The organism is Methanoregula sp. (assembly GCF_050010295.1).
GTDB lineage: Archaea > Halobacteriota > Methanomicrobia > Methanomicrobiales > Methanospirillaceae > Methanoregula.
Genome location: NZ_JBEKLH010000001.1, coordinates 378,683 through 393,412 on the forward strand (window position 1 = coordinate 378,683; position 14,730 = coordinate 393,412).

16 protein-coding genes and 1 pseudogene are annotated in these 14,730 nt (G+C 58.3%); 14 read left to right on the forward strand and 3 right to left on the reverse strand.

Annotation, left to right across the window (positions count from 1 at the left end; translation table 11 throughout):
- Positions 1-29 precede the first annotated feature (29 nt).
- Positions 30-230, forward strand: a pseudogene (locus tag ABSB80_RS02005) (PAS domain-containing protein); the annotation flags it as partial.
- On the opposite strand, the gene dapF reads toward ABSB80_RS02005, so the two are convergent.
- Together dapF and ABSB80_RS02015 are read right to left on the reverse strand one after the other, a co-directional pair.
- Positions 217-1,035 (reverse strand): diaminopimelate epimerase, encoded by an 819-nt coding sequence (dapF, locus tag ABSB80_RS02010; protein WP_428367987.1) that lies wholly within the window; start codon positions 1,033-1,035, stop codon positions 217-219. The pseudogene ABSB80_RS02005 and the gene dapF overlap by 14 nt on opposite strands.
- A gap of 178 nt (positions 1,036-1,213) precedes the next feature.
- Positions 1,214-2,176, reverse strand: coding sequence for a ribose 1,5-bisphosphate isomerase (locus tag ABSB80_RS02015; RefSeq protein ID WP_428367633.1), 963 nt, complete (start codon positions 2,174-2,176; stop codon positions 1,214-1,216).
- Between the two features lie 57 nt (positions 2,177-2,233).
- Here ABSB80_RS02015 and ABSB80_RS02020 point away from each other — a divergent pair, with 57 nt between their 5' ends.
- From ABSB80_RS02020 to ABSB80_RS02060, 9 genes are all read left to right on the forward strand, one after another.
- Positions 2,234-3,064, forward strand: a complete 831-nt coding sequence (locus ABSB80_RS02020; protein WP_428367635.1) for an HAD family hydrolase — start codon at positions 2,234-2,236, stop codon at positions 3,062-3,064.
- Between the two features lie 63 nt (positions 3,065-3,127).
- Complete coding sequence (atwA, locus tag ABSB80_RS02025) at positions 3,128-4,741, forward strand: methyl coenzyme M reductase system, component A2 (protein ID WP_428367637.1); 1,614 nt, start codon at positions 3,128-3,130, stop codon at positions 4,739-4,741.
- An 8-nt stretch (positions 4,742-4,749) separates the two neighbouring features.
- Positions 4,750-6,279, forward strand: a complete 1,530-nt coding sequence (gene mmp3 / locus ABSB80_RS02030; protein WP_428367639.1) for a methyl-coenzyme M reductase-associated protein Mmp3 — start codon at positions 4,750-4,752, stop codon at positions 6,277-6,279.
- Complete coding sequence (locus ABSB80_RS02035) at positions 6,276-6,734, forward strand: methanogenesis marker 6 protein (RefSeq protein WP_428367641.1); 459 nt, start codon at positions 6,276-6,278, stop codon at positions 6,732-6,734. Before mmp3 ends, ABSB80_RS02035 begins: the two co-directional genes overlap by 4 nt.
- 1 nt (position 6,735) lies before the next feature.
- Positions 6,736-7,182: a methanogenesis marker 5 protein gene (locus tag ABSB80_RS02040; RefSeq protein WP_428367643.1), complete on the forward strand. Its 447-nt coding sequence runs from the start codon at positions 6,736-6,738 to the stop codon at positions 7,180-7,182.
- A complete protein-coding gene (locus ABSB80_RS02045; RefSeq protein WP_428367645.1) occupies positions 7,179-8,417 on the forward strand; it encodes a methanogenesis marker 15 protein in 1,239 nt (412 codons plus the stop codon). The genes ABSB80_RS02040 and ABSB80_RS02045 overlap by 4 nt, the downstream gene beginning before the upstream one ends.
- Positions 8,418-8,999, forward strand: a complete 582-nt coding sequence (locus ABSB80_RS02050) for a methanogenesis marker 17 protein (RefSeq protein ID WP_428367647.1) — start codon at positions 8,418-8,420, stop codon at positions 8,997-8,999.
- On the forward strand, positions 8,996-9,934 hold the full coding sequence (locus ABSB80_RS02055; RefSeq protein ID WP_428367649.1) for a methanogenesis marker 7 protein: 939 nt from the start codon (positions 8,996-8,998) through the stop codon (positions 9,932-9,934). Before ABSB80_RS02050 ends, ABSB80_RS02055 begins: the two co-directional genes overlap by 4 nt.
- Complete coding sequence (locus tag ABSB80_RS02060) at positions 9,934-10,431, forward strand: carboxymuconolactone decarboxylase family protein (RefSeq protein WP_428367651.1); 498 nt, start codon at positions 9,934-9,936, stop codon at positions 10,429-10,431. Before ABSB80_RS02055 ends, ABSB80_RS02060 begins: the two co-directional genes overlap by 1 nt.
- Before the next feature lie 463 nt (positions 10,432-10,894).
- On the opposite strand, the gene ABSB80_RS02065 is transcribed toward ABSB80_RS02060, so the two are convergent.
- Positions 10,895-11,275, reverse strand: coding sequence for a hypothetical protein (locus tag ABSB80_RS02065; protein WP_428367653.1), 381 nt, complete (start codon positions 11,273-11,275; stop codon positions 10,895-10,897).
- A 455-nt stretch (positions 11,276-11,730) separates the two neighbouring features.
- Between ABSB80_RS02065 and ABSB80_RS02070 the strand changes: the two genes are divergently transcribed.
- The 4 genes from ABSB80_RS02070 (at position 11,731) to ABSB80_RS02085 (ending at position 14,680) form a co-directional block, all read left to right on the forward strand.
- Positions 11,731-12,666 carry a deoxyhypusine synthase gene (locus ABSB80_RS02070; RefSeq protein WP_428367655.1) on the forward strand — a complete coding sequence of 312 codons (936 nt, stop codon included), beginning with the start codon at positions 11,731-11,733 and terminating at the stop codon, positions 12,664-12,666.
- Positions 12,663-13,313 carry an orotidine-5'-phosphate decarboxylase gene (gene pyrF, locus ABSB80_RS02075; RefSeq protein ID WP_428367657.1) on the forward strand — a complete coding sequence of 217 codons (651 nt, stop codon included), beginning with the start codon at positions 12,663-12,665 and terminating at the stop codon, positions 13,311-13,313. Before ABSB80_RS02070 ends, pyrF begins: the two co-directional genes overlap by 4 nt.
- Before the next feature lie 114 nt (positions 13,314-13,427).
- Positions 13,428-13,790 carry an anaerobic ribonucleoside-triphosphate reductase gene (nrdD, locus tag ABSB80_RS02080; protein ID WP_428367659.1) on the forward strand — a complete coding sequence of 121 codons (363 nt, stop codon included), beginning with the start codon at positions 13,428-13,430 and terminating at the stop codon, positions 13,788-13,790.
- A complete protein-coding gene (locus ABSB80_RS02085; protein ID WP_428367661.1) occupies positions 13,787-14,680 on the forward strand; it encodes a cysteine-rich small domain-containing protein in 894 nt (297 codons plus the stop codon). Before nrdD ends, ABSB80_RS02085 begins: the two co-directional genes overlap by 4 nt.
- Positions 14,681-14,730: the final 50 nt, after the last annotated feature.

The window sequence follows — 14,730 nt, forward strand, 5'->3', positions numbered from 1 at the left end:
CGGACGGCGGGACATTTTCATTCTCTTTTCACTATTCCTGTTTCCGGCACAGGGACGGTCACTACCTCTGGTTTGAGTCAACGACCAGGATCATCCGGGACGAGGCAGGGCAGATCACGGAGTTCCAGAGCATATCCAGGGACATCACGGGACGGAAGCCGGATAGTCCGCGCCAGACCGGGCCTGCCGAAATCGAACGAAGGAAAAAGAGAGGGGTCAGAACGGGATGACACCGGAAAAAACGGTTGTTGCCGGCCCTTCCATCTTTGCCCCGTCCTGTAAGTAAATGGTGAGGGGACCGCCCCGGGTCTCAACCTCGACGGTCTCTCCGGTGTGCCCGAGCCTGTGGACCACCGCTGCTGATGCGGTTGCACCGGTACCGCAGGAGAGGGTCTCCTCCTCCACGCCACGCTCGAACGTCCGGATCCTGATACTGTTCTCACCAGTCTTTTCCACGAAGTTGACGTTCGCCCCCTTTTCGAACGTGGCATGATGGCGGATGGGGGGGGCTGCAGTATCCATATCGACAGCGTCGACGGAATCCACCAGGATGACGGCATGGGGAACACCGGTGTTCACAGCATAGACATCGTAATTCCCGATCCGCTCCCGGTACTCACCGCTCCCGGTTGCGGGAATGTCCCTGCGATCGAAACGTGGCGGGGTCATCGTCGCGGTCGCGAAGAAATCGTCCTCCCGGTACCCCATCGCGACGCCGATCTCCCCGGCAGGGGTCTCCACGGTGCAGGACTCCTTTGCATAGCCGGCATCGAAAGCGTATTTGGCAAAGCAGCGGATACCGTTGCCGCACATCTCAGCCTCGCTCTCGTCCGGCTGGAGGAGGCGCATTTTCAGCCCGCCTTTTTGGGACTTTGCGAGGTAGATGATGCCGTCCGCCCCGATGCCGAAGCGCCGGTCGCAATAAATCGCAGCGAACTGGCCTTTCATCTCATCGGGTATGACAACACCGTTGTACTCGTCTACTATGACAAAATCATTCCCGTTCCCGTGCAATTTAGCGAATGGTATCTCCATGGAAAAATCCCTCACTGGCATACGGACACCGGCAGGTGCACCTGATCCTGTATGATCATCAGCATCTGCCGTTCCTTAAATGCATCGACGGCTGACGCGCCTGCCATATCTCCCCTCAGGTAAGATGGGCTGAAAAAAAGACCTTCAGGTCACCTGCATGACCGGGCCGCGCACAGGTTCATTCATCATGGTTGGCACCGATTCCGATCGATTCATGGAATTCCTCGATGCCCCAGCCGAGGTATTCCCGGATGATGATATAGGCCATCTGCGGCGGGATTGCCCCCTGTTCCGTAACGATGAGATCGATATATTCGGCAGGCGTCACATCGAAGGCGGGGTTGCGCACCGTGACGTTCGGAAGGGTCCGTGCGATCTCGTCGGCAAGCACCTCGTTTGCCTCGCGCTCCTCGATCCGTATGAGATCTCCCATGATGGTCTGCGGTGCAAACTTGTAGGTCTCCGCGGCAACCAGCACGCTCACCCGCGCCTCGGCCGCCGTGTGGGCTACCTGGGAAGTTCCGATCTTGTTCACGACGGCACCGTTGACGGTAACGGCATCTGCCCCGACAATGACCAGGTCGACATCGTGGATGTATGAGCGTACGGCCGAGTCGACGATGAAATTTGTTTTTATCCCGGCATCATTGAGGGTCCGGATCGTGATGAGCCCCTGGTTTCTCGGGCGCACTTCCGTTGCGAAGACCTCGATCTTCTTGCCGCTCCGGTGCGCTTCGATGATGCAGCCGAGAGCCACCTCCGAGTTGCAGTGCGTGAGGATCGTATCCCCATCCCTGATATGGCGTGCCCCGAAACCGGAGATCTTTTCCACCGCATGCTGGGACGACTGGATGAACCGGGCGGCCCGGTGGATCAGGCCCTCCCGTGCCTCTTCCGTGGTTGATGCGTGTTCGAGTCCCGCCATGACGATGTGAACGGCGTTCGGGAGCGAGACTGCAGTCGGGCGGGTGGCAACCAGCGTTGCTGCGGCCCGCTCCATCTCCTGACGGAACGCAGCGACGTCAGATGATCTGACGGAAGCAGCATGGTCACGCAGGGCTTCTGCTGCCGCCCGTGCTATCCGCCCCGCGCCCCGGACCTCCATACTCTTTATTTTCTCTGCGGTATCAGTTACAGACATCAGTTTCAAATGATTGAATGTCAGGAAGAGACATAGAGTTTATTACCGGGTGCCACCTTGTCAGTTGCCGTTGTTTTTGACAGTGCCGGGACGCTCCTCAACACCTACCGGGTAGCAAAAGACATCCGTAACCGGAAACTGCTCCCCGGCATAGAGACGACGACCCTGACGTTCAGTTCTCCCGACCGGGTACTCATCGTCCTTCCCGTGCACTCAAAGGACCTCATGGCCACCCCGGGGGACCTGCTCCTGTCCGAATACCTTATCCGGCACCACATCGGTTTCGGCGTGAGCTGTACGAGAAAGATCACGACTGCCGAAGAGATCGGGGACGTGCTCTATACCGACAGCAGGACGCAGGTAGGCGACCTGCAGGAATGCATACGGAACGTCTGGACGGTCTGCAGTCAGGAATCCGTGGTAACGCTCAACAGCGGGGCGATCATCAACATGGCGCAAAAGGAGATCGAGTTCGCCATCACCGCGGGCGGCTGGCCGTTTGACGGTGCAAAAGAGGCGATCACCGCGTTACACCGGATGGGAGTGCCGACCTTTATCGCTTCCGGCGACCGGGTCACAAAACTCGAGAAGATGGCAGACCACCTCGGTATCCCGCGGGACCGCGTGTACGGGGTGGCAACACCCACGGTAAAGGCGCAGATCGTCAATGACCTCCGGCAGGAGTATGACAAGGTCCTGATGGTCGGGGACGGGATCAACGACCTGTGTGCCATGCAGAATGCCGATATTGCCATTCTTACGATCCAGCAGCCCGGCAACCGCCCTGAAGATCTGTACAAGGCTGCCGATTACGTGGTGAAAAGTGTCGGCGAAGTGGTGACCATCGTGGAGGGGCTGGTAAGGCCGGAACAGAATTTGCGATCGTGACAGATGTGATACATCATATAAAAGGTAATATGCGACTTATGCCACATTAGGTACAAGGGTATTATGAAGGCTCCATTGATCACGGTCGATAACCTCTGCATGGACTTTGATAGCGAGAGGGTACTGAAGAATATCTCTTTTGAGATCGCTGAGGGAGAGATCCTGGGGATTATTGGCAGGAGCGGCGCTGGTAAGACGGTTCTGATGCATCTCCTCCGCGGTGTGGAACAGTCCCCGACCAGCGGCCGGATTATCTACCATGTTGCTGCCTGCAGCGGGTGCGATTACATGGACGTCGCCGGTTCAGCGGGAAAACCCTGTCCCCACTGTGGCAGCACCCTCACTCCCCTCGACGTGGATCTCTGGAATGAGAAAGATGAGGCCCTGAAGCGGCGTCTCATGCGGAGGACCGCCATCATGTTCCAGCGGACCTTCGCCCTGTACGGCGACGACCGGGTCATCGAGAATGTCCTTCACGCTCTCGACGATATCGACTATCCCCCGGACAAGGCCATCAACCGGGCAGCAGACCTCATCGACCAGGTCCGGCTCTCCCACCGGATGATGCACATCGCCCGGGACCTGTCCGGTGGAGAAAAACAGCGTGTTGTGCTCGCACGGCAGCTGGCAAAGGAACCGTTCATGCTTTTTGCCGATGAGCCGACCGGCACGCTCGATCCCGGAACCGCCCGGATCGTCCACACGATGCTGTCGGACGCGGCGAAGACCAACAACATGGGCATCGTCGTCACTTCCCACTTCTCGCAGGTCATCGAGGACACCGCACACCGTGCCATCCTCCTTGTTGACGGCAGCATCGCAAAGATCGGGAGCCCGAAAGAGGTCATCGCCGAGTTCATGAAAGGGTGCGATGATACCGAGAAGTTTGAAGAGGCTGAGCTTGGGGAAAATGTCGTTGTGGCGCGTGACCTCTTCAAACGGTACATCTCCGTGGACCGCGGGGTTGTCAAAGCGGTAAACGGGGTCTCCTTCGAGGTCAACACAAAAGAGATCTTCGGGATCATCGGCAAGAGCGGGGCGGGAAAGACCACCCTTTCGGGAATCATTGCCGGCCTTATCGAGCCGACGAGCGGCGAGATGAACATCCGGATCGGCGATGAATGGGTGGACATGACCAAGCCGGGCATCGAGCAGAGGGGGCGTGCAACAGGCTACATCGGGCTCCTCCACCAGGAGTACGACCTCTTCCCCCACCGGACCGTCCTTGACAACCTCACCGATGCGATCGGGCTTGAGTTCCCCAAGGAACTTGCAATGCGCAAAGCTCTCGTCACTCTCAAGATGGCGGGGTTCACCGACCAGAAGAGCAAGGAGATCCTCGACCGCATGCCTGCCCAGCTCTCGGAAGGAGAGCGGCACCGCGTGGCCCTTGCCCAGGTCCTGATCCGCGAACCCCGGATCGTGATCCTCGACGAGCCGACCGGTACCATGGACCCCATCACCAAGATCGATGTCAAGCACTCGATCATGCACTCCCGCGAGGAGATGGACGAGACGTTCATTGTCGTGTCCCATGACATGGAGTTTGTGCGGGACATCTGCGACCGGCTCGCGCTCATGAGGGGCGGCAAGATCGTCCAGATAGGCAAGACCGCGGAAGTACTCGCAACCCTTACCGAGGAAGAGCGCAGGATTATGGGCCAGCCGACAGCCTGAGGCCTGCCATGCCAGTTATCCACCTCGATGGAGTGAGACTGGAGATCAGCGAAGGAAGTACCCTCTCTTCTGTTCTTTCCCGCCAGCCCGAGGGCTGCTGCGTGGCCATCATCCGCCCGGCAACAAAGGAACAGGCTAAGACAGCAAGCCTTGCGATGAACACAACTGCCGGAGAGGTGACCGTGGAGATGACCGGGCAGGGGGCCGGCCTTCTCGAATCGCCGGAGATCGCAGGCCAGCTGGCGATTCACTGGAGCGACCGGTACACAGCGGCATTCGGGCCGTTCCCCTCCACGATCCGTCCCGAACGCAAACCCCATCTCTATGAACGGGGGGACGTTATCCTCGGTTGCGGCGGCTATGATCCCAAACGGTCTTACCTCATCTTCTCCAGGACCCGCCACGCGGCAGACCACGGGGCTGACGAAAGCGGGGGGGTCATCGCAAGAGTCGTGAGCGGCAGGGCAGTGCTCGACCGCTGGGGGAGCGGGGATCGTGTCACGAAAATCGAACCGGTCATGAGCTGGGCAGATACCAGCCGCTCGTTCACGACAAGCGACATGGGCATTGTCCTTGAGGACGGTATGCGCATTGTGACCCACGTGAAGATCATGGCGCAGGGATATTCTCCTGACCATATAACAACAGAAGCTGCAGGCAGTGTGGAGCACCTTATCCGTGCCCTGCAGTCGGGGAGACTCACCGTGGACAGGGCGACGAGCACCTATATCTCCGACCTCCACCTCGCCGGAACAGAGGATATCCCACTGGAATACCGGCACCCCCGCCGGGAGGGGACCGTTACGGTGCGTACTGCGGGAAAATCTGTCGGGGGGATCTATCTTTACCGGACTGATGTTCCCAGCAGCCTGGTGCATGCCGTTGTCGGCCAGGTCGTTCATGGGATTGAACTGGTCAAACTCGCACAAGAGCGCGACATCATTGCTGTCACCGTGGAGCCGGAGCGGATCGACCTCCTCGGGCTTCCCCTTGGTAAGGCACGCGAGATCGTTGCATCACGGGGTGTTACACTCAGGTTCGATAACGGCGGGGGAGAACGGATTGTCGTGTCCCAGGAGCCGGGCACCACCCTCGACGTACTATCAGAACGTCAGGTCATCGTTACCACAGCACCGGTCGAAAAGGTGATCGATATCGAACTTGACGATGAAAAAGCTCCGATGAGCTGCGAAGTGTTCCGGAGGTTTACCGGTCTCAAGGAGCACGATGCCGGCATGATGCCGGTCTTTTTCAGGTTCGATGATGTCGTCTTCTTCAAGCCAGCCATTGCCCCGGGCACCAAACTCATTCCCGAGAACCCCCCGAAAGACGAGGCCCCTGCTGCAGCTCTTGGGATCACCAATGATTCCCGCAAAGGGGCGGGACTTGTCGGAGTACGCCTGTCGGCAAACCGGGAGTTCGGGCCTACGTCCGAGCCATTCGAAGGGACCAACATTATCGGGCGCGTGATCGACACCCAGAAACTGAAAAAAGTGAAGGAGCGGGAGACCGTGTACATCAGGGAGGTGAAGCAGTGACCGACTATGTGCCGACCCATGTGGGTACCGTTACAAAATACGTGGTCATTGAATCGTTCGATATAACTCCGGCGGATCTCGGGATCCGGGCGTACGAGATATCGAAGGGTGTTATGATAAAAGAGACCTGTTTCGGGCTGGTCATCAACGGCGGGGAGAAAGAGGTCGATCGCGTCGTTGCCGAACTCCGAAAGATCGACCCTGCCCACATCTTCGTCAAGGACCGGGGGTTCCCGCCGGGAGACTCGCGGCGGTGCCGGGCAAACCTTGGCGGTGCACGGCCGGGATACCATGGCATGGAATTTGAAATGACCACTATCCCCTATGTATCCCATGGACTCGAGGAGCTCAAGGACCGTGATGAAAATACGGTTCCTGCACCCGAAAATCCGCTCGATGTACAAAGACTCGACATCTCCAAACTCAAGAAACTGATCGAAGCTCAGGAGCCCTGACATGGTAAAAGTATTCATCTATCCTGCAACAAGCCTGATCCTCTCTGACATGGTGGCACGGTTCGGACATACACCACTCAGTTCGGCTGTTGCGATCCGCGAACGCATCCAGACCGCAGGGCTCGAATCCCCTCCGCTCCAGGTCACCCCCGAAGAACCGAAGAAGGGACTGAAGTGGGCTGCAGTCGAGGTCCCGAGCGGTGTCCGGGGTCGCATGGCGCTCTACGGGCCGATGATCGAGGAGTGCGAAGCTGCCATCATCATCAACGATGCTGACCTCGCGTTCGGGTGCATGGGGTGCGCACGTACGAATGAACTCATCAAGTTCCTTGTGCGCCAGAAAAACATTCCCAAACTCGACCTCAACTACCCGAAGAACGATGAGGAGGGCGTGAAATTCGTGGCTGCGATCAAACGGTTCCTTGGAGAACTCGGAGGCAGGAAATGACCCAGCCGGTGCGGATTGCCCAGCTCTCCTGCGGCCCCGAATACTCTGGTGTCCAGCACGAGATCGAAGCTGCGGCAAAAGAAGTTGGCGGGGAAATTTTCTTTCCGGACATCGCGCTCAAGGACATCATGCGGGACTTCCAGGAGATGGGTCTTGATGTGCGAAGTCCCGATCTCAGGCTGACCATCTCCCGTGCACGCGCTCTCGTGGACGGGAGGGTGGAGGCTGATGCCGTCTTTATCGCCACCTGTTTCCGCTGTGCTGAAGCGGCTATCGTCAGAAACGAACTCAGGCGCTACATTCACGAACACTCGAAACTGCCGGTCGTCAGCTACTCCTTCACCGAGCGGACGACTGCCGGGACGCTCCTGACACGGATGGAGGCGCTGACCACCATCGCCCGTCGCCGGGCCCTCCTCGCCCGCGAGACCCAGCAGGGTCTCACGCTCGGGGTGGACTCCGGTTCGTCGACCACCAAAGCCGTGGTGATGAAAGACAACAGGATCATCGGCACCGGCTGGCAGCCGACAACAGAAGTACTCAAAAGTGCCCGGGACGTGATAGAGCACGCTCTCAACGAAGCGGGCGTGCAAAGAAGCGAGATACAGGCCGTGGGGTCAACCGGGTACGGGCGGTTCCTTGTCGGAAAAGAGATTAAGGCGGACCTCATCCAGGAGGAACTGACCGTCAACTCGAAAGGTGCGGTCTTCCTTGCCGACCGGCAGCACGGGCCTGCAACGGTCATCGATATTGGCGGCATGGACAACAAGGCCATCTCGGTCATGGATGGTATCCCCGGTGTGTTCACGATGGGTGGTATCTGCGCCGGGGCAAGCGGGAGGTTCCTTGAAATGACGGCAAAACGACTTGGCGTGGACATTACCGAGCTCGGCCCGCTTTCCATGAAAGGGTTTGGCGGACGCGTGCCGATGAACAGCTACTGCATTGTCTTTGGCACCCAGAGCCTCGTGAACGCCCTCGCGGCCGGAAGTACCCGTGAAGATGTGGCTGCAGCAGCCTGCCACAGCGTAGCCGAGCAGGTCTTCGAGCAGCAGCTGCAGGAAGTGGATATCAAGGAGCCGGTCATCATGGTCGGGGGGACATCGCTCATCGAGGGGCTCGTCCATGCCATGGGCGAGCTCCTGCAGACGAAGATCGTCGTACCGCCCCATTCCCAGTATATCGGGGCAGTCGGATCGGCGCTCCTTGCATCAGGGTTTATCAGGGACGATTAGATGCTTGCCATTGAGTACTTTGAGGTGGAATGCCCCGAACCTCTGGGCGCGGAGTACTACAAGCAGATCACGAACGATGTCCTGCTCGATCACAACCTGCTCAAAGTGATCAGGAAACTTCACGTCTTCATCGATCCCAAGGTGCCGGTCTTCGTTGCGGTCGGGACGCTCAAAAAACTGACGACGGTAGTGAGGGTGCGGGATTTTGCCAATGTAAACCCACTGGAAGGCAAGATGACCCTTGTCATTTCCGATGAGACCTACCTTGCCCCCATGCTCAGGATATTCTGGCAGCGGTTCGGTAAGGACCATGTGGAGCAGCCGGACCGGTTCACGGTGATCCTCTATGATGTGCCGGCCGATCCGCGGGAGATCGAAGAGATCGTAGTCGGTGACCCGAGCGAATCCCTCTTCAAGGACCTCATCTACGCGTTCCGGTGCGTTGCCCCGGAGGGGTTCAGGGTCCGGAGCGAGTTTTTCACCACGGAAAAGTTCTCGTTCGTGGCAAGCGAGAACACCCTCTCCGAGGACATAAGCCCGCTTATCCGGGAGAAGTTCGCGCTCATGGGTGAGACGCCATGACACTCGTCCCGGTAACCTACAAGGGTGGCATCTACCAGCACGACCTCATCGAGGACCTTATCGAAGACCTCGGCGGATACATCGTCCAGAAACACGTTATCGCGGCAGAAGTAGTACTCCAGTGCTTTGTCCCGCAGGACGACATCGAGCTCATCCGCCAGATTGCACGCCCGCTTTTCGGGGAAGTGACGGACTCACCGCTCGTCGGCACCGAGATCGCGGTTGTCAGCATGAGCCTCGAGATCCACCACCTCCCCCACCCGTCCTGCGACATTGCAGAGTACGTGCGGCGGCTGGGTGCCAAGAGCAACATGGTCAGCCTTGCCCGCGGGCCGGGAAAACGGATCGCCGGGCTGAATGATGAGGAACGCGATGTCATCAACGAACATGACATCGCGGTCTATCTCCTTGGCAATTTTGAAGCATGTATCGAATACAAGATGCCCGCCCTGAGGCGGGGGATTGAGGTGCCGATCGTGCTCTGCGGGGGCCCTGACGAGGAGGCCCTCAGGAGAATTACCGACCCCCCGCTTGACGGTTACGTAGGCAATGTCGGCAGGTTCATGCGCCGGACCAAGGAAGCGGACGAGCTTTCAAAACTGGACGAGATCATAACCGAGATAACGCGGGTCCTCGGGAAAAAGCGCGAGGCTATCGCAAAAGATCCGCTCTCGGTATCTCCGGCCCGGCTCATGGGGCTGATCCGGGAGAACGTCCCGGCGATTCTCGATGTGACGTCCCCGACCCCGCTGACCGTCCAGATGGCGGGACTCCGGGTCAAACTCCCGTACGATACGTTCGCTGATCAGATCCGGAAGGTGGAGATCGAGGACGGGATTACGCTCGGGGACGTTGCAGAAGTAGTCCCCTCCCGTATGCGGGACTATATCCTGGTAAAGATCCTGCCGTTCTCGGAAACGAACGTGGTGATATGATGAAAAAATCGACCAAGGAAGAGTTTGAGGAGCGGCTTGCAAGGATCGTAGAGCAGGGTGCAGACCTGACTGCCGACGAATGGATGAAGGCAATCGAGTTCGAATACGGGCGGGTGCCTCTCATCTTCAAGCGGATGGGGGAGCGCCCCGAGGTTCTCATCTCCCACCTCCTGTACAAGGGTACGGTGGCGCAGACAAGCCCGCTCGACCCGAAGTACGTGGAGCTGATCAGCCTCGCCGTGGGTGCAGCCCTCAAGTGCCCGCACTGTACCGGCTACCACATGCAGGCGGCCATCAAGATGGGGGCGAGCCGGGAGGAGATCCTCGAGGTGATCCTCCTTGCCGGCATGATCTCGAACTCCTCGGTGCTTGCCAACGCCTACCGGATCATTGATGAGAAACTCGAACGCTGTATCCCCTGCGAGACGAAGGGCGTGGAGCGGGAGGCAGAGGCTGCGGGGCGGAAGAAAAGAACGGTGCGAACGAGGAAAAATTAACGATCTTTTTTCGGCTTTGTCGAAATCCCATTTTTTCGTGTAATCCGGTGCAATTCTTCGTTCCGTTATGAGAGTGACCCCTCTCTCCCCCAGTGGGGGAGGCAACGCAAGGGGGGCATCCCTTGACCTCCTTTAAATCTCCTCCTTTTCTCAGGTTTTTTCATCAACCTTCTGAGGAACTATCCCAATATTGGGGATGCTGCCATCGCCGCAGGCATGGCAGGCTCGAGAAAATGTTTCGACATTTTCGAGCTGCCACAGCGGCGGGGGCGGAGTCTGAAGGGTCTATCAGGACCCAGAAGACGAGAAGAACTCATCAGAGTTCTTCGAGGCATCATATGCCGTAGCCCCCAAGAGCGTCATAATATATCTTTGAGCATTTCAACGGAGCACTTTTTTACCTTTTTCAACGGCCTGCAACCCGTTCCAGTCTGCCTTTCAAAATTTCGGAATTCCGTAACGATCACAGGATGTTATCGGACGTTACCGTATACCGGTAGGTATACGCGCAGTCAAGGCCCCCGATCTCTGAAAAAGAGATCTGTTCATTCTTCTTCTCATGCGGGTAAAATACCGGGAACTCAAGGTTTGTTACCTGCTGATGGCAGTAGGTCATCGAAGGGATGAGGACGATCTGTGCCTTGACATTCTCGAAGGTCACGTTCGTGGGGTTCTCGACCCGGAAATTTGTGGTGTAGGTATCGAACGATCCGACAGGGATCGTGATGATGTCCGATATGTCCATGCTGGTGATCCTGATGGCTGTGTTCTGATATCCCGAGACACACCCGGCAGATATTGAAAGGATTACCAGCATTCCCAGAATAACGCACGCGGTCTTCATCCTGTCACCCGGCTGCATACGGTAAGAATATACCAAGGTTTGTTTCCGGTACGAGAAAAAGGAGTCGTGTAAACGGATGAATCTACCAGGTTCACGGTTATCATGTCATCGTGCAGCATGCCCCGCCGTGGAAAAGTCGGATCGCTTTCAGAATGCGGGATTTCACGTGAAGGGCTAGGACCCGGCTGGTAAGGTGGTACAGGGTCGTGATAGAAACCGAACCCTCTCAAAGGAATAGGGTAAGACCGGCGCCTTAGGCGAAACGGTTCCTGTCATCAGAAGAGCCGGCTGAATATTTCCGGGACATGGTACGACACGGGACCGGGGTGTCCGGGGAGCCTGCCTCATTTTTCTGTCGCGGCTCCAGGCTTTATTGCATCTGCATGAACCGTCTCCTGAAACACAGTTATCATCCAAGCACACCAATATCATTCGCAATACAGGGGATAGTCTGAATGGCAAAACCGTGCGACGACCCGGTCACCCAGATCCACGTCAGGCCCGGGATGACGGTCAGCGAGCTGGTGGATGCGATGGGCCGGGCCGGCGCCTACAACGGCGGGGCACTGCACCGGGCGGCAGACATCTGCGAGCGGATGCTGCGGGATCCGGAGGCAACGAAATTCTTCGGTCTCGCGGGCGCGATGGTGCCGGCGGGAATGGGGGGGATAGTCTCCGATCTTATCATGGAAGGGCACATCGACGTGCTCGTGTCCACGGGGGCCAACCTGACCCACGACATCATCGAGGCGATCGGCTGCCGGCACTTCCACGGCACCGCCTTCTGCAATGATATCGAGCTCCGCCACGACGAGATCAACCGGATCTATGATGTCTACCTCCCGAACGAGGCCTTTGAGCATTTCGAGGAGTTCATGCAGACGGTCTTTGGAGGACTTGAACCCGGAAGCACCGTCTCCATCTCCGGGCTCCTTACCCATATCGGGAACCATACGAAGTCCGGTATCCTCCACACCGCCGCCCGCAACAGGATCCCGGTCTACTGCCCGGCCGTACAGGACTCCATGGTCGGTCTCCAGTACTGGCTCTTCTCCCAGACCGGCACCGTGACCGTGGACGCGTTTGCCGATATGCCGGCCCTCATGGACCGCTGTTTTACGACAAAGAAAGCCGGGGCGCTGCTGGTTGGCGGTGGCGTTCCCAAGAACTTCATCCTCCAGAGCATGCTCATGACCCCGAACGGGTTCGATTACGCAGTCCAGCTCACGGGCGACCGCCCGGACCTTGGCGGGCTCTCGGGGGCGACTCTTGACGAGGCCCGGTCCTGGGGCAAGATAACCGAGGAAGCCCAGGCAGTCACCGTGTACGGCGACGCAACGATCACCCTCCCGGTCCTGATCGCGGCCGTGATGGAGCGGATGGCACGATGACCGAACTGATCCTTGCCCTGGACGTGACCGGGAAGAAGGAAGCGCTTTCCATAGCACGCTCCTGTGCCCCTCATCTCGATGCCATCAAGCTCGGCTACCCGCTCATCCTCTCGTGCGGTCTCTCCATCACCCGCGAGATGGAGGACCTGGACCTGCCCCTCATCGCCGACTTCAAGGTCGCCGATATCCCGAACACGAACCGGCTCGTCACCGAGCAGGTCTTTGACGCTGGGTTCGCTTCCATCATCTGCCACGGGTTCCCCGGAAAAGACTCAGTTCAGGTGTGCGTGGACACCGCTGCCGATTATGGCGGGGCCTGTTTCGTGGTCGCGGAGATGAGCCACCCGGGCGCGACCGGGTTCTTCCATGCCGGAACTGCAGAACAGATCGCCCGGCTCGCGGTGGAGTGCGGCGCCGACGGGATCATTGCGCCCGCCACCCGCCCCGAGCGCGTAAAGGTGCTGCGCAGTATCGTGGGCAGCCGGAAGATCCTGTCGCCCGGTGTCGGTGCACAGGGCGGGGATGCTGCGGCGGTAGCAAAGATCGTCGACGGGATCATCGTCGGGCGTGCAATTTACGAAGCAAAAGACCCGCAAGCCGCTGTAAAGGCATTCTCGGATGTCCGCAATGACGTAAAGGTTTATTAATATCCTCCAATTTATGACCAGATCCGCATATGCGCGCTTTATAAACGGTGAAATGCCAGTCCGCTGAACCTGCAGGTTCTAAAAATTTATTAAGGACTTGTGCGATGTTATAGTATGGATTGGAGTTCAGAACAAAGGAAAATAGCGGATACATACAAGAGCATCGATGAAATTCCCGAAAAGGAGCGTAAATACAAGTGCCACACCTGTCACCTCATCGTCGACGAGAAGCCCTGCCCCAACTGCGGTGAGACGCACCTCGAAGTGATGTGCCCCCTCGACCACTGCCACTGCACCCATGAGGTCATCTCGGGGATCGAATACTGCCCCCTCTGCGGCCAGCCGGTCTGCCCCGAGTGCGGCTCGCACGACGTCACGCAGATCAGCCGGGTCACCGGTTACCTGCAGGACGTCTCCGGCTGGAATGCCGGGAAGCAGCAGGAACTCAAGGACCGGACCCGTTATTCGGTCGCATGAGATATTATACCGATACCGATACTCTTTTCATCCGCGGTGATTTCCGCGCGGCAAGCACCGGCACCGCGGGCGGGATCCGCCCGGTCTCAACGTTGTTCAGCCATACAGTGTCCCTCACAACCGACCCCGTGGATACGCAAAAGCAACTTGAACTCGTGGCAGCTGCTGCCGGTATTGACCGCGACGTGTTTGGCCTGCTGACACCAGTGCCTGTCAGCCAGACCGTTGTGCTCCAGTATGATTTTGTGACCGTGTTCATCACGGCCGGCATCCGCCGTGAACCCCCGTCTTCCACCGGCTCTGTCAGCATAATCGTCTGCAGCCGCGAGGGGATGGAAGACCCGGCACTCCTCGAAACGATCATGGTCGCAACCGAGGCAAAAGCCGAGGCCCTTCAGGCCATGGGCCTTCCGCTCACCGGCACACCGGCCGACGTGGTGATCACTGCGTCTGAGGGCGCTGTTGCGCACAGAGGTGCCGGGCGGAATTCCGAGGTCGGAAAAAGAGTCCGTGAGGGGGTGCTTCACGGGATACCGGAAGCACTCAGGCGCCATGACGCCCCGGGGGAGGCGGTCGTTACTCCCGCATTTTTCATCTTCAGCCGGTTCAAAGGAGGGCACTGGATAGAATGGACTCCCGATAACTGCCCGTATTACCCCTGCCATTTTGTTGGCCAGGCCTGCGATTTCTGCTACTGCCCGTTCTATCCCTGCAGCGACGAGGCTCTCGGACAGTGGGTGGAGAGCACGAACGGCGGAAAGATCTGGAACTGCGCCCGCTGCAGGCTCCTGCACGAGCCGGAGATTGCGGACTATTACAAACGGTTTCCCGGTGCGTCGCGAGATGAACTGATGCGGCTGCATGAAAAGGGCAAAAAAGAAAAAAAGTGACGATGATTTTTCCGAGGTCCGGCAGGGGCCTGGTGAAAAGAGCAATCACT

Coding starts and splice junctions, on each gene's coding strand:
- ABSB80_RS02040 (WP_428367643.1), top strand. CDS start 6,736: ATGGTAAAAGTATTCATCTATCCTGCAACAAGCCTGATCCTCTCTGAC.
- ABSB80_RS02045 (WP_428367645.1), top strand. CDS start 7,179: ATGACCCAGCCGGTGCGGATTGCCCAGCTCTCCTGCGGCCCCGAATAC.
- pyrF (WP_428367657.1), top strand. CDS start 12,663: ATGACCGAACTGATCCTTGCCCTGGACGTGACCGGGAAGAAGGAAGCG.
- ABSB80_RS02050 (WP_428367647.1), top strand. CDS start 8,418: ATGCTTGCCATTGAGTACTTTGAGGTGGAATGCCCCGAACCTCTGGGC.
- ABSB80_RS02060 (WP_428367651.1), top strand. CDS start 9,934: ATGAAAAAATCGACCAAGGAAGAGTTTGAGGAGCGGCTTGCAAGGATC.
- ABSB80_RS02085 (WP_428367661.1), top strand. CDS start 13,787: ATGAGATATTATACCGATACCGATACTCTTTTCATCCGCGGTGATTTC.
- ABSB80_RS02065 (WP_428367653.1), bottom strand. CDS start 11,275: ATGAAGACCGCGTGCGTTATTCTGGGAATGCTGGTAATCCTTTCAATA.
- atwA (WP_428367637.1), top strand. CDS start 3,128: ATGAAGGCTCCATTGATCACGGTCGATAACCTCTGCATGGACTTTGAT.
- dapF (WP_428367987.1), bottom strand. CDS start 1,035: ATGGAGATACCATTCGCTAAATTGCACGGGAACGGGAATGATTTTGTC.
- ABSB80_RS02055 (WP_428367649.1), top strand. CDS start 8,996: ATGACACTCGTCCCGGTAACCTACAAGGGTGGCATCTACCAGCACGAC.
- ABSB80_RS02015 (WP_428367633.1), bottom strand. CDS start 2,176: ATGTCTGTAACTGATACCGCAGAGAAAATAAAGAGTATGGAGGTCCGG.
- mmp3 (WP_428367639.1), top strand. CDS start 4,750: ATGCCAGTTATCCACCTCGATGGAGTGAGACTGGAGATCAGCGAAGGA.
- ABSB80_RS02070 (WP_428367655.1), top strand. CDS start 11,731: ATGGCAAAACCGTGCGACGACCCGGTCACCCAGATCCACGTCAGGCCC.
- nrdD (WP_428367659.1), top strand. CDS start 13,428: ATGGATTGGAGTTCAGAACAAAGGAAAATAGCGGATACATACAAGAGC.